The 23,448-nt window shown below is 57.9% G+C and carries 16 protein-coding genes and 1 tRNA gene; 7 read left to right on the top strand and 10 right to left on the bottom strand.

Annotated features, from left to right (window positions below):
• From PLJ71_15685 to PLJ71_15675, 3 genes are all read left to right on the top strand, one after another.
• A partial coding sequence (locus PLJ71_15685; GenBank protein ID HQM50128.1) for a class I SAM-dependent methyltransferase occupies positions 1 to 351 on the top strand: 351 nt, incomplete at its 5' end.
• Positions 352 to 1,290 carry a hypothetical protein gene (locus tag PLJ71_15680; protein HQM50127.1) on the top strand — a complete coding sequence of 313 codons (939 nt, stop codon included), beginning with the start codon at positions 352 to 354 and terminating at the stop codon, positions 1,288 to 1,290.
• Positions 1,291 to 1,411: 121 nt separating this feature from the next.
• Entirely contained in the window at positions 1,412 to 3,481 is a 2,070-nt protein-coding gene (locus tag PLJ71_15675; protein ID HQM50126.1) for a hypothetical protein, read from the top strand.
• A 32-nt stretch (positions 3,482 to 3,513) separates the two neighbouring features.
• Here the strand turns inward: PLJ71_15675 and PLJ71_15670 are convergent, their stop codons facing one another.
• From PLJ71_15670 to PLJ71_15650, 5 genes are all read right to left on the bottom strand, one after another.
• Positions 3,514 to 4,095 (bottom strand): hypothetical protein, encoded by a 582-nt coding sequence (locus PLJ71_15670; protein ID HQM50125.1) that lies wholly within the window; start codon positions 4,093 to 4,095, stop codon positions 3,514 to 3,516.
• Positions 4,082 to 5,662 (bottom strand): O-antigen ligase family protein, encoded by a 1,581-nt coding sequence (locus PLJ71_15665; protein ID HQM50124.1) that lies wholly within the window; start codon positions 5,660 to 5,662, stop codon positions 4,082 to 4,084. The genes PLJ71_15670 and PLJ71_15665 overlap by 14 nt, the downstream gene beginning before the upstream one ends.
• Positions 5,659 to 6,339, bottom strand: a complete 681-nt coding sequence (locus tag PLJ71_15660) for a class I SAM-dependent methyltransferase (protein ID HQM50123.1) — start codon at positions 6,337 to 6,339, stop codon at positions 5,659 to 5,661. Before PLJ71_15660 ends, PLJ71_15665 begins: the two co-directional genes overlap by 4 nt.
• Complete coding sequence (locus PLJ71_15655; GenBank protein ID HQM50122.1) at positions 6,339 to 7,604, bottom strand: oligosaccharide flippase family protein; 1,266 nt, start codon at positions 7,602 to 7,604, stop codon at positions 6,339 to 6,341. Before PLJ71_15655 ends, PLJ71_15660 begins: the two co-directional genes overlap by 1 nt.
• 78 nt (positions 7,605 to 7,682) lie before the next feature.
• Complete coding sequence (locus PLJ71_15650; protein ID HQM50121.1) at positions 7,683 to 8,669, bottom strand: glycosyltransferase family 2 protein; 987 nt, start codon at positions 8,667 to 8,669, stop codon at positions 7,683 to 7,685.
• Between the two features lie 201 nt (positions 8,670 to 8,870).
• Between PLJ71_15650 and PLJ71_15645 the strand changes: the two genes are divergently transcribed.
• Together PLJ71_15645 and PLJ71_15640 are read left to right on the top strand one after the other, a co-directional pair.
• Entirely contained in the window at positions 8,871 to 11,342 is a 2,472-nt protein-coding gene (locus PLJ71_15645) for an NTP transferase domain-containing protein (GenBank protein HQM50120.1), read from the top strand.
• 79 nt (positions 11,343 to 11,421) lie between these two features.
• On the top strand, positions 11,422 to 13,374 hold the full coding sequence (locus tag PLJ71_15640; protein HQM50119.1) for a hypothetical protein: 1,953 nt from the start codon (positions 11,422 to 11,424) through the stop codon (positions 13,372 to 13,374).
• 64 nt (positions 13,375 to 13,438) lie between these two features.
• On the opposite strand, the gene PLJ71_15635 is transcribed toward PLJ71_15640, so the two are convergent.
• Positions 13,439 to 14,374 (bottom strand): UbiA family prenyltransferase, encoded by a 936-nt coding sequence (locus PLJ71_15635; GenBank protein HQM50118.1) that lies wholly within the window; start codon positions 14,372 to 14,374, stop codon positions 13,439 to 13,441.
• A gap of 198 nt (positions 14,375 to 14,572) precedes the next feature.
• Between PLJ71_15635 and PLJ71_15630 the strand changes: the two genes are divergently transcribed.
• Positions 14,573 to 16,018, top strand: a complete 1,446-nt coding sequence (locus tag PLJ71_15630) for a DUF4080 domain-containing protein (GenBank protein HQM50117.1) — start codon at positions 14,573 to 14,575, stop codon at positions 16,016 to 16,018.
• A gap of 266 nt (positions 16,019 to 16,284) precedes the next feature.
• On the opposite strand, the gene PLJ71_15625 is transcribed toward PLJ71_15630, so the two are convergent.
• The 4 genes from PLJ71_15625 to leuS form a co-directional block, all read right to left on the bottom strand.
• A tRNA-Asp gene (locus PLJ71_15625) sits at positions 16,285 to 16,361 on the bottom strand.
• Positions 16,362 to 16,429: 68 nt separating this feature from the next.
• Positions 16,430 to 17,725 carry a Gfo/Idh/MocA family oxidoreductase gene (locus tag PLJ71_15620; GenBank protein ID HQM50116.1) on the bottom strand — a complete coding sequence of 432 codons (1,296 nt, stop codon included), beginning with the start codon at positions 17,723 to 17,725 and terminating at the stop codon, positions 16,430 to 16,432.
• A 181-nt stretch (positions 17,726 to 17,906) separates the two neighbouring features.
• Positions 17,907 to 19,061 carry an aldo/keto reductase gene (locus PLJ71_15615; protein ID HQM50115.1) on the bottom strand — a complete coding sequence of 385 codons (1,155 nt, stop codon included), beginning with the start codon at positions 19,059 to 19,061 and terminating at the stop codon, positions 17,907 to 17,909.
• A gap of 45 nt (positions 19,062 to 19,106) precedes the next feature.
• Positions 19,107 to 21,716, bottom strand: a complete 2,610-nt coding sequence (gene leuS / locus PLJ71_15610; GenBank protein ID HQM50114.1) for a leucine--tRNA ligase — start codon at positions 21,714 to 21,716, stop codon at positions 19,107 to 19,109.
• A 191-nt stretch (positions 21,717 to 21,907) separates the two neighbouring features.
• Here leuS and PLJ71_15605 point away from each other — a divergent pair, with 191 nt between their 5' ends.
• Positions 21,908 to 23,434 carry a hypothetical protein gene (locus tag PLJ71_15605; GenBank protein ID HQM50113.1) on the top strand — a complete coding sequence of 509 codons (1,527 nt, stop codon included), beginning with the start codon at positions 21,908 to 21,910 and terminating at the stop codon, positions 23,432 to 23,434.
• Positions 23,435 to 23,448: the final 14 nt, after the last annotated feature.

The raw sequence follows: 23,448 nt of genomic DNA, 5'->3' as shown, positions 1-23,448 counted from the left end.
TTTGATGCGATTCATGCCGGGGAGCTGCTCGAACACCTCGAACATCCCATGGGCTTCCTCCGCAATTGTCTCGCGACGTTGCGGCCGGGCGGAATCCTGGTCCTGTCCACACCCAATCCAAATTCCCCGTGGGAGCGTCTCTTGACGCTGACGTTGTCCCGCAAGCATTTCTATGCACAGGATCATCTCTGTCTGTACCCGCAACGATGGCTGATCCGCATGATGGAACGCGCTGGTTTCGTGAATATCAAGCTCTATTCAGGCGGAATCCAGTCCCCATTCGGACTGGTTCCGTTTCCTCGTCCGTGGTGCTACCAGACGATCGCCGCGGCGTTCAAGAAGGAGCAATAGGTGTTTCGGAGACTGTGGGAGTCCAAATGGCTGTGGCGGGCCGTTCTGGCGGCCGTGCTCGTCATTGTCGGGTACGCGATGGGCAGCAGCCTGCTGCGACTCAGAGCCGAGGACTTCACGCTAGAGCCCAGGGACTTCGTGCTTGCCTTTATCTGCGCTCTCCTGGGACATTTGACGCAGTTCGCGAACTGGATGTTTATCGCGGCTTCATTTGGCGTTCGGATGCCGTGGCTCGAGTCTGGAAACGCGTATTTCTATTCGCGGCTCGGGCGTTATGTGCCGGGCAAGGTGGCGTTAGTACTGATGCGTTTCAAGGCCTACAGCAGTCACTCGAAGCGGGCAGTATCCATGGCTATGGGGGTTGACTACGTATCTTCGTGTGCCGGCGCCTGCCTGGTCGTGCTGGCTGGCGTCGTTGGAGCAAGAGGGCTTGTACCTCCGTTTGTCCGGTATACTGCCCTGGCCTTGACTCCCTTCTTTTTGCTCACCCTCTACCCTCCCATTCTCAAACCGGCTGTGAACTTCCTGTTTTGTAAGGCGGGCCGCCCTCCCCTCGAGCAGTTCCCTTCTTTTCCCATCATGATGTGTTTCGTTGCAGCAAAGTGCCTGGGATGCCTCATTCACGGACTAGCCTTTTTCCTGCTCTTGAGGGCACTGGCCCCGATCGATTTCTCATACTATTTTGTGACAACGGGTACGTTTTTCGCGGCCGGGCTTATCGGCATGGCGGCCTTTTTCGCACCGCGAGGCATCGGGGTCACCGAAGGAGTCCTGTACCTGGTGCTGCCGGCGTTTCTTCCCAGGCCCGCGGTAGTCGTGGGCGCCGTTTTGATTCGTGTGATTGTGAGCGTGACGGAACTGCTCCTCGCGGGGGTGTTTGCGCTCCTCGGCAGACAGGCGAACGTGGATCATAGTGACGTCTCCAATTCCCGTCTGTAGACGTCGATAGGATGGAGGGCGAAACGATGACTCTTGCTGCGGGGCAACCAGAGGATTGGGTCTGCTGTGTCGGAAAGCGCTATTCGTTTTCCGGCGAGGGAAGCCTTTAAGAGACATGCGCATGAGTTTCAAAGCCGGCCTGTTCCGTGGTGTTGTCTGGGAGACTCTGAGAACGTTCGTCGACAATTCATTCGCTATTGTCTCCGGTTGCTCGGTGTTTTTCGGTGCGGTTCAAGCCCTGACGCTCGGCACCGGCCTAGTTCATGTACCGTTTACTCAATCGTTTGCTTGCGCTGTCTTGATCATTGCGGCGGCTGTCGGGGCCCTTGCAGTTCGAATCGGGCACGCCGCGGGCCAAGTGCGGCCCCAACGGGATACTACGGAGACGCAGTGCGTTCGAATTCTTGCTGCGCTCTTCTTGGGAAGCTCGATAGCCCTGTACTTCTTCTTGTGCATCCAGGCCTATCTGAAACCGGACATGTCATGGGATGGTCCCGCTTACCACATCCCTCCCATTCATTTCTGGAGCCTGGACGGGCGGGTACACGCCATTTCCACGGGACTCGCCTTGGGCACAGAAGGTATTGATATGTGGCTGAATGGGATCACGAACATAATGAATGCTTTTCCCATGGGGACCGAGGCATTCAGCTTTGTAATCGTACAGGCCACGAGAAACACGAACATGGTGAACACGGTCAACCTGTTCTATGTCCCAATGGCCGTATTCAGCCTTATATACCTGGCGCGGGCGCTGGATTGCGGCACGGCCCTCTCCTGCATGTCTGGGGCCGCCTTTGTCCTGCTTCCCGTGACGATACAACAGTCAGCAACAACAAAAGTCGATTGCGCATTCGCTGCTTGCGTCCTGGCTGTATTTGCTGGATGTGTGCACTTTCTTCGCCGTATTGCCTCACGCCAGCTCGCTGTCAGCGACGCATTCCCCCTGGGAGCGGCCATGGGGCTTATGCTTGGAGCAAAACCCTCGGGTATCGTCCTGTACGTGTTGACATGGGCCGCCTTGTTCTTATTGTCAATAGCTCTGGTCATTCGGCTCGTCCGGCTACAAGCGGGAGGGGCTTCTGCTGAGGGCAACACACATCAAGAACAGCATCCTTCGTTCAAACTCTTCTTGAGGTGTGCCGGGGTTCTGGCTCTCGTGCTGATGACTTCCTATTGCGTAGGAGGTTACTGGCACACAAGAAACTTCGTCTTAACCGGAAATCCGGTCTGGCCACTCAAGGTCACGTTCAACGGCAAGGAACTCTTTCCAAGCGCCAAAGTTGTCGATAGCGAGGAGTCCGACCGGGCGTTCTCTCCTCAGAAACTCTGGCTTCAGGGCGGAATCGGCGAGAAGATCACGGAATGGCCGAAGAGCATCCGCGACCACAGCAACTGGTACGGCGGGATTGGTTACTTATGGCTTTTCGGATGCCTTCCGGCTATTGGCATTGCGCTGGCTGCATCGGCCGTGAGTTTAGTTCGTTATTGGCGCAGCAAGGGTGTCCGTTCCTGGTTTGGAGCCCATCTTTGGCCCTTGCTGGCGATTTGCGTTGCTGGGTTCATTATTCTTCCGGGGGCCGGCCGGGCACGGTATAGTTATTGGGTCTACGGACTGGGATTGCCCTGCTTTTTTTGGCTGACCGCGTGGATTGTCCGAATGCGGCCGCGGATTGTTCGACCGTGGACGTATCTCCCGCGGGTCTGGGTGGTGCTATGCCTTGGCATTGCTCTGTTTGAAGGGTTCTATTGCGCGGCGTGGTGGGGTACCAAATCCTATGCATGGGCGACGGGCCACAACTGGCCGGCATTTCCAGATGCCCCCATACGATCGCTCCGAACTCTCTGGTGGCACGATCCGGTCGGCTACATTATGCCACCACTGTCGTGCACCGTATTCGACGAGATCTTGCGCGGGAATGATGCCGTTGCGCTGCATCGCATGCACAATCCCCCATTGAGCCGCCTCCTGATAGGGCAACTATCAAGTCCCATCGGTGCGCGCCCTATCTATTTTATTGGACACGAAGTGCTCAGCGACGAGGCAGCATTGACGGAACAGATCGAGAGGCACCACATTCGCTTCATAATCGTCGAGTATGACTACAAGGTCCCTGAGGCAGCTCTAAAGCTCGCCGCGCGTGTGCACGAAATTCCTTTTCATTTCTGGGTGTTGGAATATCTCCAATAAAACAGCCGACATAAGCAGGTTACACAGCCCCATCACTTGACGTACAAGCGCACGTCATCAAAATAAACCGGCTTGAGCGGCGCTCCGCCGGTGGTCAGTGTCAAAGTGATTTCCGAATTGGTCCACCACTCGGGGACGAGACACGAAACCTTCATTTTGTGCCAATTGCCATCGCTGGGATGACGGGGAGAAATGTATTGATACACGTCTCCCAACGCCAGATTCACCGTGACGTTGGGGGCGCTTTCCGCTTTAACCATGACTGTCGCAGTGAGAACTCTTCCGGCAACCACCGCGGGATCCACTCTCACGGATTGCTTGACAAAATACCATTCAGGACCGGGAGCGATACTCAGGGCGAACTTCCCTGAATATACTTCGCTGGCTGTAACCGATACCTGCTGTTCGTGGCCCGTGCGCGGCGCCCAGTGCGCTGAAGTGCCCCCTCGTTCTGTTTCAAAGTCAGCATCATGAAACAGCGAGAGCTCCTCACACGGGATGGATGGATCCATGTAACGCGTAGGCGTGCCCAAGGTCTCTTGGTCAACGCCGCATCCGGAGGCGACGACGGCTAGGGCCAGCACAAGTGGCGTGTATATGTCAGGTTTGAGCATGAGGCCGTTCTTCTGATCCGGTGTTGGGAGAGTTCGCGTGGGCATTTTGAATGAGAAGCCCCGTACCGCCCACGACAATTCCGAGGAGCATATTGGATTTTGAATTCCACGACATGTAGACCATGCTCGGGAGAAAACAGAGCAGGCTTAAGGCTATAAGCCTGAGACGTGGATGCCTCATATGGCGATAGGCGGCATACAGCGCGGCATAGATGAGCGCGAAACAGAGCACATACACAAGCAGGCCCAGGTATCCCACTTGCAGGATAAGTTGCGTCACCAGCGAATGGGAGTTGCGAAACTGCCGCGATTCCTGTTCCGCGACGGAGTAATCGTTTTCGCTCAGTCCGAACGGGTATGGGTGGTACTGATCGCTGAACGTGCTTCCGGGACCATCGCCCAGGAGAAGGTTGTTGTGCTCGAGAAGCTGTGAATGGATGTTTCGGAACTCGTAAACGCGCGCCATGGTCGATAGAGACGCGGTCACGCTGTGCGCCTCCCAGATCTTCAGCGTGCCTGCCATTGACCCGATGGTTTCGAACATTGACTCGCCCCAAAGGGCTACCACATAGACGATCGCAGTTGCGCAGAGGGCGCTAAAGGCCAGCACGATTACCTTAGTTCGTAGACGGTCCAGAATAACCAGCATGAGGAATCCGAACGCTGTCAGAAGCCAAAGCATACGGCCCGCGGATATAAGAAGGAGGGCTCCTGCCATCAGAATCAGTGCCGCGGCGATAACGCGGTCCGTGATCGCCGTGACGCCGCGCCCATGGGTAACAAGGACCACTCCGATCAGAAGCACGAACACAAAAAGGGTCCATACCGCTCCAAATCCGACGCGGAGGGTCGTTCCAAACATAGAGCCTTTGCCCATAAGAGCGAGACCCGTCCATCCGATAATCTTGGCGCTTGTGGCTAGTATCAGAACTCGCCAGAGCTGGAAGAGGTTGTCTTCTTCCCTGAAAAAAAACCGGACTACGAAGTACATCCCGGCGAGCATTATGGGCAGGTTGAGGTGGTTTGCGGCAAGCCGGGGATTCGCCAGAGCGTTCCTGATGCCATGGGCTGTGGCAAACGCAAACAGCCCGGCGATGGCAACAATGGCCCAATCAGAAAGATGGAGCGCAGGGGGATGGGGACGTTCCGCAAAACGCAGGGCCGCAGCAACGAGCGCGACCGCAATAATGGCAAGGGCAGCCAGGTTTGCTACTGCCACCCCGCCCAGCGAGACCGTGAGGATGCTGGTCACGCCCGAATCTCCGGTGTATTCCCACAGATTTCGCGAAATCTCGTCGGCGAATACCAGGCATACCAGGAAGGCGTAAAGACCCCAGCGCACATTGAGAATTGCCAGGAAGACAATGAGGGCGCACAGCGAATATGCAAAAGCCGCGGCTTGTGACGGCGGGAAGTAGTAAGAGATATGGTCGTAAAGGGCATATACCGCCACCAGCGTTCCCAGTAGAACTGGCGGAAACAACCGCGACGTGCCGGTTTTGCGGGCGGATTCCTCCCCTCCCATGATCGCCGCGCCTGCTTCTTGGAGGGTGCTCGCGCCGCTCATTTTGGTTTCGCCACGCATGCAAATTGCGGATACCGCGTATCCGCGAGCCACCCAAATGTCAGGGCGTTCAGAAGCCCGAATTTCCAAGTCGTGATACCGTTGATCCCGGCAAGTGATACGATATCGTATCCCACGCCGCCAAACATCGCACGGATGCTCTTTGCGGTGAAGCAGTGGAGGTGGGTTCGGTCGCAGACCCCGACGTCCTCATAATGCCACTCTCCCCGAAGAACATAGTCGCGGAATAGTCTAAAGAAACGGATGTTGGGAATAGAACAGACCAGGACTCCGTTTTGAGAGAGCTTTTGTCTAGCCGTTGTAAGCACGGCCCACGGGTCCAAAAGATGTTCGAGGACATCATTGAATACGATGCAGTCGAAGTACCCGTCGGGCACGTTTTCGATTTGCAGGCCGATATCTCCCTCGATGACCTTATCGAGTGCCTTACGCGCGCGTTCCGCAGCCGCGGGATTGATCTCAATGCCCCAGACTTCGGCGTCGTGCTTGCCTTTGATCAAGGCGCCAAAAACACCTTCCCCACATCCGCACTCCAATATGGTCTTGGACCACTCCGGCACGAACTCCGCCATTTCCGTCCTCGTATTGGCGAAGTAACTGGTTTGCGGGGAAGCCGGCTTGTCGTTTGTATTTGTCATTGAGGGGTGCACGGTTTTCATCAATCAGCCGCCCTGTGGTCTCGCGGCAGGTTCCGAATCACCCATCCCGAAAGCGTGATAATAGCAAATACCGCGAGCAAAGTCGCGATAAGGACGGTCAGCGCGGCGCCCATTCCTCCCCATCTGGGTATGAAGAAATAATTGAGGACGATGATTACCGCAAACTGCGCTGAATAGATCGCAGTCAGATAGGCGGGACGCGATGCGGCATAAAAAACCAGGCTCATGGGCTGCGTTATGATGTGGATGCCGAAACCTATGATGAGCAGTCGAACAATGGCCAGCGAGGCGGCGTATTTCGCGCCAAACACTACGGCAATGAACCACGGCCCTATCAGGACCCCGGCAAGAGTCATACCGAGAACGATGGGATACATCCGTAGAAGGCGTGCGCGGTAGCTCCGCAGTTCATCGCGCGATTGCATTGCCGACACCCTGGGCAACAGGACCGTGAACAGCGCGCTTGTCAGCAAGGGGAAAACAAACCCAATCTGGTAAGCCAATTCATAATTGGCGACGGCTTCCGGAGAAGCCAACGTTTTAAGCATGAAATTGCTGACGCGCATGTTACCGATCGTGATTGCGTTCATGAGGGCGAGCGGCGCCATGAAGAGGAGCATCGCGCTAAGACTCACGGCGGGGCGAGGAAGCGCGGCGCTGCGCCGCAGGGTCAGGAACAACAGCGGCAGGGCCAAGGCAAAGGCCGCAGCCGGCGCGGAAAAGAACGACGCCGTTACCGCCGGCAGGGTCAGAGTCCCGAGCATGAGCAACGTCCCCAGACCAAGCATCCGAACCGTATTAACAGACAAATAAGTGAAGCTGTAGCGGCCGAATTCCTGTTTGGCCTGGAACATTGACAACGCGAGACTGTGAAATGAAAGAAGCACCCCTGCTGCGATGGCGACGGGGTAGAGCCAGTGAAGCTCTTGTGGAAACTGCTGGTTCTCAAGAATCGGCCGTCTCAGCACCCAAAGGACAAGAACAAGCGTCGCTGCATTCGCGCTCTTGATCGAGAAGCAGCGGCCGAAGATTGTCGTTGCGCGCGAATCGGCTTCGGCGGCGACAAAGCGCACCAGCGTGGCATTGACGCCGCTGTCGCACAGGATCGATATCACGTCCATCAGGGCAATGAATACGGCAACGTTCCCCCACCCTTCCGGCGACAGGATCTTTGCCATAAGAATCGTAACAACGAAGCGCAAGATAGCGGAAGCGAAATTTACGGCGGCAATGAGAAACGCCTGCCGTGCGGTTCGCGTACGCAATAGGGCAAGCGCCTCGACAGTCCTCTGTCCAAACCAGCTTAGAATCGTATGCCTCCTCCCTCCCGAAACCGGCACAGTTCACTCATCAAGCCGGGTCGACACCCCGTCCCGGACCCCCCTGAGATATGCGCCCCACAGAACCGGGGCACCGCGGCCTCCCAAGACCGTGGTGCGCAGGACGAACCAGGGAAAGCGCACGGCAAACAGGGCATAGAAGAGCCCCCGTGACAGCAAAGACAGATGCTTTCTGGCGTATAGTGTCTTGCCGTGCATGATGCGGTATGCGCGGACTGGCGAGATGAGACCCTCGATCCCGCCTGTCGACGTCGAAACCTTGTGTAAAACGCGCGCTTCAGGACAGTATAGAATGCCATAGCCTGCCGCGCGCACACGCGCGCAAAGGTCGGTGTCTTCCCAATACGCGATGAAAGCCGGGTCGAAGAACGTTCCGAGTTGTTCCACTACAGACCGCCGGATACAGAGAGCGCACCCCGTTACGAAGTGGCAATAGGTGGGGGTCTCGGTATTCTCGGAGCGAGTCCCTAACAATAGAGGGCGCACGTATCCGGCTCCGTGCGAAAGCACATGAGGCGCATCGTACGTCAGTACCTTCGCCCCGACGACTCCGGCGCTCTCGTATCGAGCGAATGCTTCCGCCACGTGCTCCAGGCAATCTTCATAGAATACGATGTCATCATTCGAGAGATAGACAAGCTCATACTCAGGCGGGATCCGTGTGTACCCGGCATTGTTCCCGCGGGCGAATCCGATGTTTTCGGAGTTTTCCACCAAGGCCAGGTCGCGCCATCCTTGAGTTCGCATGGCGTTGAGTTGGTTGCGCAGCACGGACACCGAATCATTTTGTGAACCGTTGTCTATTACGAAAATGCCCACGTTTTGTTTAGGGTAGGTAATGCCCTCCAGGGAACGGAGGCATTCGAGGGTATTGCGCCAGATTTCCCAGTTGAGGATAAGGACAGCTACCAAGGGGCGTTGGCTGGGTCCCGCAGCCGCCCCCGCAACAGCATCCCCCTTCCTGCCTATTGTGTGGTCTTCTTGAGACATCAGGCCTAATAGTATCCGTGAAAACGCGACAAATCAAGGCGGCGCCTAAACTTATGTGCCTGAACTTACAGAGTTCCTGGCATAATGTACGAGGGTAGAGGTTAGTATATGCTGCTTCAGATTTCGTATACTCTCTGACATGAGCGGAAAAGACATCGCGTACTACTGAAACGCTGATGGTGCGGCAAGGGGAGGGTTCTTGTGCCACAACGCGGTAAACCAGGAAGGTTAGCTTCCATCATCTTATGTGCGGGCAAGGGACGGCGAATGCAGTCTCCCAAGACGCCGAAAGTGTGTTTCCCGGTTGCTGGGAAGCCCGCCGTTTGCCACCTTATGGAATCGCTCGAGTCGCTGGGCAGCGCCCCAAATGTTTTGGTGGTCGGCCATTTGGCGGGAACCGTTGTCGAGGAAGTGGGGCCCAGGTTTCCCAATGCGCTTTTCGCATTTCAAGCGGAACTCCTGGGTACGGGGCACGCCGCGCGGCAAGGGGCCAATGTCTTGTCACGTCTGGGGTATGAGGGCCCCGTACTGGTGGTGGCCGGCGACAAACTCATCGAACCCCGAACGCTGGAAAAAGTCCTTGCCACTTTTGAACGGGACAAACCCGACATGGCCCTGGTCGTGGCCCCGAAGCACCGCTGGCCCAACGCGGGCAGAATCGTTACGGACGAGAAAGGCCATCTTCTGAAGATCATCGAGAAGGCCGACCTGAAGAAGGCGGAACAGGAGGGTTGGACGTTCCCCATCGGAGGCGAAGACCGAACCGCCAAAGAAGTCGAGGATTCCGTCAAGTGGGTAAACCAGGCAGTGTATCTCTTTCGCGGACCGGCCCTGTACGAGGCGCTTGCCCATCTGCGGCGTGACAACGTCCAGAAAGAGGAGTATCTGACGGACACGATCGACTATCTCGTTTCCAAGGGAAAGCAGGTCATCCCGGTTCCGGTCGACAAGCCCGAAGACGTTTTAGGATTCAACAGTCCGCCCGAATTGCTCGAAATCGAGGAGCATTTCCGGGCCAAACTGGGACTTGATACCGCGGAGCGCGTTGTTCTCGACCCGGAGCTGTTTAAGCCGCCCGAAACCTGGGCACGGATCCTTTCGACTCCCGATGGCGCCTTGACAGGCATGTTGAAGGCCATATACGGCGGTAATCAGAGCCTGTGTGAGGAGAAACGCTCCCAACTTCTACGGACGGTGGAGCTTTTTATCCAGCGGTATGGCACGGACGGGGATGTCGCGGTAATTCGCGCTCCCGGGCGCATCAATCTGATGGGGCGGCATGTTGACCATCGTGGCGGGTGCGTCAACCTGACGGCAATCGACCGCGAACACATCCTGGTGGCCCGCCCTCGAAAGGACGCGTTGGTGCGGGCTCACAATTTTGACGCGGACACTTTCGAAGACCTCGAATTCTCGGCGGACGACCTTCTTCGGCAGGTTCGTTTGGACCAGTGGCGTGACTTCGTCAACAGTGAAGAGGTGCTCAAGATGGTCAGCGACCTGCAGGGGAACTGGGGCAACTACCTCAAGGCCCCCATGCTCCGGTTGCAGGAGAAATTCAGGGACCGGCGCATCCATGGCGTGGACTGCGTCGTCAGCGGCGACATTCCCATGGCGGCGGGTTTGAGTTCGTCGTCGGCACTCGTTGTCGCGATGGGGGAAGCGCTGGTACTTACAAACGGATTGGACGTCACCCCGAACGATCTCGTGTATTTGTGCGGGGAAGGCGAATGGTTTGTGGGGACGCGCGGCGGCAGCGCGGATCATGCCGCGGTGAAACTCAGTCAATTCGGACAGGTTGTGACGGTGGGCTTTTTCCCGTTTGCCATCCGGGGATATGTCCCGTTTCCGGATGGGTACTCGCTCATTATCGCGGATTCCCGGGTTCAGGCGCGGAAGGCGGCAGGCGCACGCGATGCCTTCAACGAACGCGTAGCCTCGTACGAGCTCGCTGTTCACTGGGTACGAAAGCTGTTCCCGAACTATGCTCCTCTTATGAATCATCTGCGCGACATCTCCCCGCACGGGCTTGGGGTGCGGTTAGCGGACATCTACCGGATACTGCTGGATGTCCCCGAGGTCGTAAATGCCGATGCCTTGAAACAAACCATCGGGAAGGACGTGTTCGACCGAATTACGGCGATGCATAGCGCCCGGGAGCACTATCCTCTGCGTGCACGTCTGCTGTTCGGGATTTCAGAATGCGAGCGAAGTAACTTGTTGCACCGTCTTCTTCTGGAGAAGGATATGGAACGGGTCGGATGGCTCATGAACGTCTCACATGACGGGGACCGCGTCAGCGGCAAAGACGGCGCGCCATTTGTCGCTCCCCTGGATGACAGCTACTTGACCGGCCGCATCAGCGACCTGCAGAGTGAAGATCCGCAGCGCGTGTTTGCGGCACAGCTGTATGCACAGCCCGGTTCGTACGCCTGCAGCATTCCTCAGATCGATCAGATGGCGGACATCGCTTCGGCTACGCCCGGAGTGCTTGGCGCCCAGCTCTCGGGGGCCGGTTTGGGCGGTTGCATGATGGTGCTGGCTGAGTCGAACGCCCGCGAGCTTGTGGTGGAACGATTGAATCGCGAGTACTACGAACGGAATGGTCTGGCGCCGGGGGCGCGGGCCTTTGTTCCGATTGCAGGGTGTTCCTCGTTGCGGATGAAGAGTTGAAGAGAGTGCGTCAATGGCCGGAGAACCTGCCTCATGACGCGGCACGCCTGGGGGGGCGGGAAGGCCGATGGAGGTGAACGTGAACAACGAGTGGGGTCAATTGGCGGATTTTGCGCGTCTGTTCGTTCGGTTGCGCCCGAATCTGAGGTGGATCGCCCTCGTCTCGACAGTCCTCGCGCTCATTGTGGGGGCATACGTTGCGCTCACATACGAACCTTCCTTTGTAAGTGAGACCATCGCCATCGTGCGGCCGCAGCAGATACTGGTGGGAACGGCAAAGGAAGGCGCTGAACAGCGGGTAGAACCCAATAAAAATCTTCTGCCTCAACCGCTCGATGTAACAGACTATGTGCTCTTTCTTCAATCTGAGGGAATGCTGTCGCTGGTTGCTCAAGCCTATAACACGTACCATGTTCAAGGTTCGGAGAATCTTCTTACCGTGGCCCAGTTGCGGCGAATGCTGAGTCCTATGTCGCGCTTGGAGATCAAGACGCCGTACACCGTCGAATACTATCCCACAATCGAGATGCGGGTCTCGGCACAGGATGCCGACAAGGCATACAATTTGGCCACTCTCTGGGTCGAAGCCGCGCGCGACTGGGCAAAAACCGTCACCTTTTCCGCCAAAGAGGAAACCGCCCGGTATCTTAAGAATGAGACCGGGGAGCAGCGTGCGTCTCTGGAACAATTGGCTGGCAAACTCAATAGCACCACGGATGAAGGCAATCAGCTTCTGGAATCTTTGAAGGCCGAGCGCTTGGCGGTCGAACAGGGGTACGAGACGGAGACAATCAAGATTCTGCAGGATACGGCGGATGCGTGGGACACTCGTATAGCTGCTGCTGAAGCCGAATTCGCTCTCCCGTTGGCCGAGGCGAACATTGACGCCAAGAAGAGCATTCTGGGAGGACTGGAACTGGCCAAAGCGCGGAAATCGCGCGAGCTGGAGCAGGCCAGGGCAACGTTGGCCGAACTGGCCGCGCAACTCGAAGCGCCGGAAGCTCTCACAGGGATTGAAGGCGTTGACCGGATCTCGTGGGAGATCGGAGTATCGGAGGGGAAAGAAGAAATCGAGCCTGTCCGTGTTGCACCCAGCGAAACCGATGCCTTGCGTGAACAAGAGATGAAAGAACGCGCTTCACAAACCCTGGCGGCTGAAAAAGAGCGCCGCGAAAAGCTCACGGAACTTGTGAAATCTTATACTGAATTCTCCCATCGCACTTTGCGGGAGAAAGAAGAGCGGAAAATCGAGGATGTAGTTCAATCCTATACAAAGCTGCCTCACCGCGCCGTGCAGGAGAAACAAGAAGAGAAGCTCCAAGACGCACTTGAGACCCCCCAAAGCCCCAGCCTGACGCCGGGGGGAAGTCCCGAGGAGACACAACTCAGGACTCCCCCTACGTTATCCCCTGAAGTGCGCAGGCGTATAGAGGCTTTTCGTGTAGAGTCTTCCGGAGGTAATCCCGTAGCGGTTCTGCTTCAGAAGGAGCTTTCGGAAGCCCGCATTGTTCTGGCCTCCGCCCCGTTGGAGTTGACCAGAGTCGAGCAAGATATCGCAACCTTGCAGAAGGACCTTGAATCCCTTCAAGCGGACTATCTCGCCAGGCGCAAAGCGTTGCTCATGCTGGATCGCGCCAAAGAAGCCGACCTGAACAAGGTAAACAGGGAGCGGATGTATGGCTTAATGCGGGAGCAGCGTGTCACTGAAATGAAGGTGGATCAGCTTTCGCGCGAACGCAAGACGATGGAAGAGGCATTGGGGCGTGATTTCAAGACCGCCGAGGACATCTTCAAGAGCCTGGCCGAAAGCCACCTGCAGGCGGAATTGGCCTTGGCCAATACAATCGACGAGTTCCAGATTGTCTCGCCGCCGACGTATCCTGAAGAGCCTCCCGGCGCGCAGTTTCTCCTCTACGCGGCTGTTGCATTCGTGTTCAGCTTCTGCGTCTTGTTCGTGCTGGCGGCGTTTGTATTGGTGCTTCGGAGCATCGTCAGGAGTATCCAGGCCGCGGAAGCGCCAAATGCAACATAAGGCATGCCCGGCTTTCCACGCGTGCTGAGAAGGCAAGCCGCGCAACGTGTGCCGCAATGACGCGTCAGTTCGTCCCCGCAAAGGGAACTCGCGGGAAGAAAACAGCCAGCAGTGCCAGGACTAGCACCAGCAGCCCCGCCAACCAGCTCGACGCGTCGCTCAAGGCAAAGACGACGGGGTCATCATGAAGTTCTCCCCGTTTCGCAACGAACCATACGCGTGAAATCCAGTATACAAGCACGGGGCAGATCAGCCACAAGGCCCAGGGGTTGGCGTAGTACCGGGCCATTTGCTCGCTGTTGATATAGAGCGCGAACACAAGCACGGCCATGTAGCCGGAGGTGGGCCCGAGCGTTTCCAGAAGGCTCAAATCCTGCACCCGGTAACCGCGTCCTGCTGCTTGCTGACCAGGGCCATTCGTAAAGGAAAGCAGGTGCAATTCCGTATAGCGTTTCGCGAAAGCAAGCGACAGAAAGAAAAAACCCGAGAAAGCAAGGAGCCATCGGGAAACAGCGGTATCCGTCGCCAAGCCGCCCCCGAGGATCCGCAGCGAATACAGACCGGAAAGCACCAGCACGTCAACCATGACAAAACGCTTCAGCCAAAGCGAGTAAGAGCTCGACAACAGCGCATAGAAGGCCACAAGAAGCACCGCTCCCGAAGGAAGCGCAGCCGCGGCTAAGGCGAGCGCGGCAAGCAGAAGAGAAACGGCGAGAATAATACCGGACCGCGGGGACAGCGCCCCGGCAGCAAATGGGCGATTCTTCTTCGAGGGATGCTGGCGGTCGGCCTCGATATCGAGTATGTCATTAACGACATAGACGCCCGAAGCAGCCAGACAAAAGACGGCGAACGCCAGGATTCCCAATACCCACACGTTCCATTCGTTCAAGCGCTGGGCAAGCACAACGGGCAGGAAGACCAAGGCATTCTTTGTCCACTGGTGGGGGCGCAACACCTGCAGCACGCACCCTATTCGCCCCATGCTGGTTGTTTTCATGATTAACCTGGCAGTTCCTTCGCCGCCGATTCCGCCTTACTCATTCGAGCGACACGAGCATAACATACAAATAGGCCAATCGCATGCTTTGTCGCATGGGTATGTCACAAGTGAGTGTTGTGCCCTCAAAACTCCAATTGGTATATTGGGCAATGACGCACGCGGACGCGCGGGAACCACGCATCGCACGAAAGTCACATGATAGACATCATTCTCACCACGTTGAATGCCCGTTACAGCCATACCGCGTTTGGTCTCCGGTACCTGTGGGCAAATCTTGGCCCTTTGCAGCAACGGGCGGTCATGCGGGAATTCATCATCGGTCAAGAGCCCCTCGAGATTGTGGAAGCCCTCTTGCTCGAACGGCCGCGCATCATCGGTATTGGCGTCTATATCTGGAACGTCGACGCCGTCACGCGTGTGGTCGAGGTCCTCAAGAGCGTCGCACCTGAATCCATAGTTGTGCTTGGAGGACCCGAAATCAGCCACGAATATGAGGAGAGCGAGCTGTTCCAGCGCGCCGACTACCTCGTTCGCGGCGAAGGCGAGGTGGCGTTCCGCGAACTTGCGTCCGCCCTTCTGGCAGGACGCGTCCCCGGCGAAAAGGTCATCGAGGGGAACCCGCCGGAACTGTCCGAACTGGCCCTCCCCTATTCCGCGTATACCGATGCCGACATTGCCCACCGGACACTCTACGTCGAGACCTCGCGGGGGTGCCCGTTCAAATGCGAGTTCTGCCTGTCGTCCCTTGAGCCATGCGTGCGCGAGTTCCCCCTAGCGCCGTTCTTCGGCGCGGTAGAAGCGCTGATGGCGCGCGGCGCCCGGCAGTTCAAGTTCGTCGACCGAACCTTCAATCTGCGCGAAGAGCGTGTTCTCGCCATTCTGGACTTCTTTCATGCGCGGCTTCGGGAGGGCATGCGGATTCACTTTGAGCTCGTGCCCGACCGCCTGTCCCCACGCACCCTCACGCGCATGGCGGACTTTCCGGCCGGGGTGTTGCGCCTCGAGGTGGGCGTCCAGACCTTCAATCCCCAAACCCAGGAGGCCATATCGCGGGTCCAGGACATGGACGAGACCATTGCCACGCTGCGTTTCCTGCGTGAGCAGACGGGGGCGCGTCTGCATGCCGACCTGGTCCTCGGAATGCCCTGCGAGACCTGGGACAGCATCCGGGACGGGTTCGACCGCCTGCTTGCCGTGCGCCCGCAGGAGATTCAGGTGGGGATTCTCAAACGGCTCAAAGGCGCCCCGATTGCCCGGCATGCCGAGCCGCACAAGATGGTGTTTTCATCCCTCGCGCCCTACGAGGTCATCCAGACCGCAACCCTTGATTTTGAGCACATGCAGCGCCTGAAACGCTTCGCGCGGTACTTCGAACTCTACTACAATTCGGGCAACTTTCCAGCCTCTCTCGATGCGCTCCTGAAGACCCCGCCATCGCCTTTCGACGCGTTCATGGCGTTTTCGGACCGCCTCTGGGCCAGCCTGGGGCGAACCCACGGCATCAACCTTGCACGCCTCTGCGAGGCTATCTACCGGCACCTCATTGGCACGTGCGGCGTCTCCCCTGAAACCGCCTCCCTCGCCGTACAATCCGATTACCGCCGCGTGCACGGGCGTACCGAGAAACTCGCCTTTTTCTGAAGCGCGTCCCCGCGAAGCTCACCCCGCCGCCCTGACTCCCCTTGTCCGCAAACTCATGCTCCAGAATGACCGGGCTTCTTATGGGACCGGCCGTGTTCTGTAACCAAGCCTTCTTTATGGAACGAGTTCTCTCGCCAATCACCTTCAAGGAAGTCGCCGGAAAGAATGCGGGTCAAGTGACGCATATAAAGCATATAAGCATCAATAGGCAATAAAAGAGGCTCAGGGCCTTTACTTTGTAAATCCCTGAGCCTGCTTGGCTTAGCTGGCGGGAGCGACGAGACTCGAACTCGCGACCTTCGGCGTGACAGGCCGACGTTCTAACCAGCTGAACTACGCCCCCGCTTTTGTTCGGGGAACCCCGCTCAAGAGCGCGCAAACTATAGCACGCAAAAAAGATCGAAGTCAACTTCAGGCTTTCAGTTTCCAGGGTGCGCGGTACTGCGGCGAGAGCATCTCGGATGCGCCGGGGTCGTGAATGATCTCTTCTGTTTTGGGATTCCACCGGATCTTGCGTCCGGTATAGATCGCGATGTCGCAGAGATGGCCGACGGTCGCGGAACGGTGCGCCACTTCGCAGGGCGTGATGGTCTCTTTCCGGCTCCTGACGCATTCGATGAAGTTGCCGCAGTGGTCGCGGCTGTGATAGAGGCGGATTTCGTTCTCGCCGATGACTTCGTTGAGCACGTTTTGCGGTTCTGCCTCGGTCCTGCCGCGCGTTACGAAGAGCCAGCCGTGTTCGCCGACCCATTTGGTGCCCATGGGATAGGCGCTGTTGATCTTGATGACTAACCCGTCTGCATAGGTGCAGGTGCAATCGTAATCCGTGGGGGAATCCCAGAGGCCTTGACCCGGGATGACCCCGGTTCCTTCGACGGTTTCGGGACCGGAATTGTCCAGCCCCATGGCCCAGTGGGCGATGTCGAGGTGGTGGCCCACCCAGTCCATAACGGTGCCGCCGCCGTACGCCATGATCCAGCGCCAATTTTTGTGCACCCGGGCGGGGCAGTATGGCGCATCGGGCGCGGGTCCCAGCCAGCGGTCGTAGTCCAGTTCGGGAGGCGGCGGGGCGAACGCGGTCTGGCCGGCGGTCTCCGCATAGTCGGTGTGGCCCTGGCCAAGACCCACTTCGATGTATTTCACCTTGCCGATGCGGCCGTTGCGGACCAATTCGGCGGCGCGGTGGAAATTCTCGACGCTGCGCTGCCAGCTTCCGGTTTGCCAGATGCGTTTGTTGTGTCTGACCGCATCGCAAATGGCCCGGCCTTCACCAAAGGTATGGGCGAGCGGCTTCTCGCCATAAATATCGAGTCCGGCCTCGGCCGCGGCAATGGCAGGTATCGCATGCCAGTGGTCAGGGAGGGCGATGCTGACCGCATCAAGGTCGCCGCGAGCATAGAGGTCCTCAAACCGCGTGTACGTCGCGCAGTCTTTGTTGCCGTACGCATCGTCGACCATTTTCTTTGTCTGCATGAGATGGTTCTGGTCAACATCGCACAGGGCCACGACCTGGACGTCTTTGTTGGACAGGAAGTTCTTCAGGTTGCCGGGTCCTTGCCAGCCGAGGCCAATCGCCCCCATGACCACCCGCTCGCTGGGCGCGGGGCGTCCTGCGCTCTTTGTGACGCATCCCGTAACGATGGCTGGTCCCCCGATGATCGCGGCGGCCGTGCCAAGGAATCGCCTCCGGTTGATTTTCGTTGTCATGATGTATCGCCTTTCGTGAGCATCATGAGGCCCACAGACAGCCCCATCCCCCGAAGATCGACTGCCGTAAGCTTAGCAAGATGGTTTTGGCGGCACAATACTCACTTATGACCATGGATGCGCAAGACACTCATCGCAGGTAACCTGGGCCAAATCCGAATTCAGTATTGTGTCCCCAAAATTAGGACAGCGGCCGGGAAAGCGTTTCGTGGACTTTGGGCAGCAGCTCGGGAATCTTGATGTGTTGTGGGCATTTGGGGAGGCATTCGTTGCAGACAGTGCATTTGTCGGCACGAGCTTCTTTTGCCATGAAATTGATGTAAATGATGCGGTTCAGGGAATCCTGGTTGCCTTTGAAGATATGGACGTTGTTATACATGTCGAGGTTCCGGGGGATATCCACGCCGTTGGGACAGGGCATGCAATACCCGCATTTGGTGCAAGGGACGGGGGTTAACTGCCGGAAAGCATAGGCGGCGTCGGAGATGGTCTCCATCTCCTCGTCCGAGAGGGCGCCGATGCCGGAACGCCCGGCGCATGCCAGGTTTTCTTCGACCTGGCTCATGGCGCCCATGCCGCTGAGAACCGTGGCGATTTCCGGGTGGTTCCACAGCCATTGAAGGGCCCAGTCAACAGGAGAGCGTTCGGGATACGGCGAGTTCTGGAAGATCTCGCGAATAGGTTCCGGCGGGTTGACGAGGCATCCTCCAAGAAGCGGTTCCATTACCACGACTGGCAAACCTTGGGATGCGGCGTACTCGAGGCCCTTGGTGCCCGCCTGTACCGTCTCGTTGACGTAGTTGTACTGGATCTGGACAAACTCCCATCCGTCGTAGGCATCGATAATCTCTTTGAACAGCTCGAACGAATCGTGAAAAGAGAATCCGATGTGTCCGATCTTGCCTTTGTCGCGTGCTCGCTCGAGGGCGGGGAGCACGCCGCGGTCGCGGGCGATGGGCCATAACGCGTTGTTGAGGTTATGAACGAGATAGAAATCGATGCGGTCCTGCTGAAGGCGTTCGAGTTGCGTGTCGAGCAGCTTTTCGACGTCTTCTTCTTCCTGGACAAGCCATGTAGGCAGCTTGGTGGCGATCTTGACGCGGCCGCGGTATCCGTCACGGAGGGCCTCGCCCAACACGACCTCGCTTTGCCCGTTGTGGTACGCGTAAGCGCTATCGACATAGTTGACGCCGTTGTCAATGGCGTGGCGGATCATGCGGATGGTTTCGCGCCGGTCAATATTCGCGGGATCGCCTCCTGTTACCGGCAAACGCATCGTGCCGAACCCGAGCGCCGAAACCTCAAACCCTGTCTTGCCAAACGGACGGTATTGCACAGCAGACTCCTTGAAATCTCAGTGATTGTTTTTGTTCTCAGCGGGCTATTTCACGACCAGATTCACCAGTTTCCCCGGCACGTAGATTTCCTTGACGATGTTTTTGCCTTCGAGATGGCGCTGGACGTTCGGTTCGGACTTAGCAGCCGCCAGAATCTGATCCTTGGACGCATCCACGGGGACCTTCACTATGCCCCGCAATTTGCCTAGCACCTGCACCGCGATATCGACAGTGTCTTCGGTCAGGAGGCTTTCGTCATACTTGGGCCAGGGTTCATAGGCCAGGGTAGTCGTGTGACCCAGGCGTTCCCAGAGTTCCTCGGCCATGTGCGGCGCGAATGGCGCCAGGACCAAGACGAACGTTTCGGCGTCCTCGCGGTCTATTCTCGCCGCCTTGGTCGCCTCGTTGACGAATTCCATCATGCGAGAGATGGCCGTATTGAAGGACATCTCCTCGATGTCGGCCGTCACAGCCTTGATCGCATTATGGAGGACCTTTTTCGCCGAGACTTCGCCGCCGGTCTCAACGATTTTCGGGTTCAGCGACCCGTTTTCGGCCACGAAAACGGACCATGCGCGGCGGAGAAACCGGTGAACTCCCTGGACTCCCTCATCCGTCCACGGTTTGTCGCGGTCCAGGGGTCCCATGAACATCTCGTAGAGCCGCATGGAATCGGCGCCTAGCTCGCGCACCACGTCGTCGGGGTTAACCACGTTGTAGCGCGACTTGCTCATTTTCTCGATCTGGGTGAAAACGGGCGCACCCGTTTTCTTGACGACCCATTCGTTTCCCCGCTGTTCCACCTGATTCGGGTAGTAATACTTTCCCGCGGCATCCTGATATGAGTAGGCAAGGATCATTCCCTGATTGAACAGCTTCGTAAACGGCTCTTTGGTGGAGACGTACCCCGCGTCATAGAGCACCTTGTGCCAGAACCTCGCGTACAGCAGATGGAGCACCGCGTGCTCGGCCCCGCCGACGTACAGGTCGACGGGCATCCAATACGACTCGGCGGCTTCAGACCACGCCTGGCAGTCGTTTCGAGCATCGCAGAACCGCAGGTAATACCAACACGACCCTGCCCATTGGGGCATGGTGTTGGTTTCGCGTTTTGCCGCTTTGCCGGTTTCAGGGTCGGTCGTCTCGACCCAATTGACAGCCCGCGCCAGGGGTGGTTGGCCGTCAGCCGTCGGCTTGTACTCATCCAGGTCAGGAAGCACCACCGGCAGGTCCTTCACGGGGACCGCCTTGACGGTGCCGTCTTCCAGCGTGATTAGGGGGAACGGTTCGCCCCAGTACCGCTGGCGCGAGAAGAGCCAATCGCGGAGGCGGTAGTTGACGGTTTTCTTGCCGAGACCCTGCACTTCGAGCCATGCCGAGATGGTTCGCTTGGCCTCGGGGACTCCCAATCCATTGATGCTGGGTGCTGTGGCGGGCTCTTTCCAGAAACCCGTCAGTCGGGCGCGCTGCACATCCGGAATCTCGGCCGCCGAGGCGAACCCGGAGTTCACCAGCGTGCCATCACCCACCCAGGCTTCTTCCTGGACGTCCACGCCGTCGCAGTGAATGACCTCGATGATGGGCAGCCCGAAGGTGCGTGCGAATTCGTGGTCGCGGGTATCGTGGGCGGGAACCGCCATGATCGCGCCATATCCGTATTCGGCAAGGACGTAGTCGGCGGTCCAGATCGGCGCTAATGCCCCGTTGACCGGGTTGACGGCGTACGCGCCCGTGAAGACGCCGGTTTTTTCGCGGTCTTCTTTCATCCGGTCCTGAGCGCTTCGCTTGGCGGCCGCCTCGATATAGGCGTCGACGGCTGCGCGCTGTCCGGCGGTCGCGATACGGCGGGTCAAGGGGTGTTCAGGGGCCAGCACGCAATAGGTCGCGCCGAAAAGCGTGTCCGGCCGTGTGGTGAATACGGTAAACTGCTCTCCGGAACCATCCACTTTGAAAACGACGTCCGCGCCTTCGCTGCGCCCGATCCATTCGCGCTGCATGATCTTGATGCCTTCGGGCCAATCAAGCTCATCGAGGTCATTGAGCAAGCGTTCCGCGTATGCGGTAATCCTGAGCATCCACTGTTTCATCATACGGCGCTCTACTGGGTCGCCGGTTTCGACGTACCTGCCATCCTTAACCTCTTCGTTGGCCAGGACGGTACCCAAGGCCGGACACCAATTGACCGGGGCCTCGGCTTGATATGCAAGTCCTCTTTCGAAAAGGACTTGGAAGATCCACTGTGTCCATTTGTAGTATTTGGGGTCGGTTGTGTTGATTTCGCGGTCCCAGTCGTAGGAAAGGCCCAGGGACTGGATTTGCCGTTTGAAATTGTCACAGTTCTTATTTGTGACCACGGCGGGATGTTCGCCGGTGCGGACGGCATGGCGCTCGGCGGGCAGGCCGAAGGCGTCCCAGCCCATGGGATGGAGCACGTTGAACCCGCGCATTCGCTTATAACGGGCTATGATATCGGTTGCCGTGTAGCCCTCGGGATGGCCGACGTGCAGGCCGTCGCCGCTCGGGTACGGGAACATATCCAATACGTAATACTTGGGTTTAGACGCGTCGACCTCTGATTTGAAGGTCTTGTTGTCCAGCCAATATTCCTGCCACTTCTTCTCGATTTCCTGATGGTTATACTTACCACTTGGCATCTGATAGGGGCCTCCACTGCCAGGATTATTCGCAAAAACCACCCCAAAAAGAGAATCGAATATACCATATTCAGCAAGCGCCTTACATCCTTTTGGCGGAAGTATTTGCCTAATTCGTGCCTCTTGCTATAAGGTAAAACCATGCGCAGGTTGAGGCAAGGCTGGGTATCGGCCTGCACGGAGAAAAAGCTATGCGAAACGCCCTTAAGACACTGATGACGATCGTGTTTGCGTGCGCTCTGACGCTGGCTCTGGGGTGTCCGAATGGTCATTACGTCCCGGACGACGGAGATGACACCCCTGGTGAGCCCGGGCGGGCAAGCGCGGTGTGGGCCAGACACGCTGGCGGGCCCACGAGCGATGTGGCATATGCCCTCGACCTGACATCGGAGGGCGCCTCCATCGTAACCGGGTACTTCAGTTCAACAGCCGTGTTTTCTTCCTCGACGCAGCTGGAGTCCGCATGGGCATCCTCCGGAGACAACGACGTCTTCATCGCGAAGTACACATCGGACGGCGAACTGTCGTGGGTGACGGCTGCGGGCGGTTCGGGAACGGACGAGGGGCACGGGATCGCCGTCCTTGCCGACGGTTCCTTCTATGTAACCGGTTGCTACAGCTTGTACGCATCGTTCGGCGTACGGGATCCAATTCAGCAAGTCTTGCCTTCCGCGGGTTTGCTGGACATTTTCCTCGCCTACTACAGCAACCATGGCTTGTTCCAGTTTGCCACCCGGGCAGGCGGCATCAGCAATGACGAGGCCAACGATCTCGCCGCCCTGGACAACGGTTCGGCCTTTGTCACCGGGTATTTCAGTGACCAAGCCGCGTTCGGCGTTCGGGAAACGAACGAAACGGTGTTGATAGCCAATGGCGCGGAGGACCTGTTCGTCGCGCGATATAACGACGACGGGTCCCTCGCCTGGGTGAAACGCGCAGGCGGCCCGGATACGGATATGGGCATGGGGATAGCCGTCTATTCGGATGCGTCTTGCGTCGCTGCCGGTTACATCAACGGCCAGTTCAAGGGTGACGGCGGCGCGGCGCCGTCTAAGGCACTTGCCCGTGATGCCTATATTGTGCGATACGACGGCCTGGGCGACCGGTCCTGGGTCCGCGAGATTGGCGGCTCGGGAGACACCGTGGCACTGGACGTAGCCGCCCTGCCAGGAGGAGACTGCATCGTGGTTGGCGCCTTCACGGGGACGGTGACGTTCGGCAACGGCGAACCCACTCAAACCACCCTTTCCGCCGGAAACACCATGGACGCTTTCTTCGCCCGGTTCGCCTCCGACGGCGACCTCGTCTGGGTAAAGCAGGCCCAGAACATCCAGGGGGAGGTGCTGCCTTACACGGTCAGCGCGTACGATGACGGAACGTTCGTTGCCGGAGGGTATTTCACAAAACGAACTGTTTTTGGACCGGACGAGACGGCCGAGAACGAGGTCGAGGCTGTCGCGGGGCAGGACCTGTTCGTGGCGAAGTTCGCCGAGGACGGCAGCGTGATCACGGTCTGTCACGGCGGCGGGGACGGGGATGAGATGATTCTCGGGGTCGTCAGCGCATCCGGGGAAGACTACCTAGAAGCCGGAGACGATTTCGTCGCGGCCGGCACGTACGATGACCCGATGATTATCGGGATAGACTCTTCATCCTCTCGAGCCCTCACTGCAACATACGGAGGGTGGGACATTCTGGTTTCAAGGCTATCGGAATGATCCCTCAGGCCGGA

The sequence above is a fragment of the Candidatus Hydrogenedentota bacterium genome (assembly GCA_035416745.1).
Classification (GTDB): Bacteria; Hydrogenedentota; Hydrogenedentia; order Hydrogenedentales; family SLHB01; genus UBA2224.
Note: the sequence above shows the minus strand (reverse complement) of the source record. Positions and strands in the feature narration are given on the sequence as shown.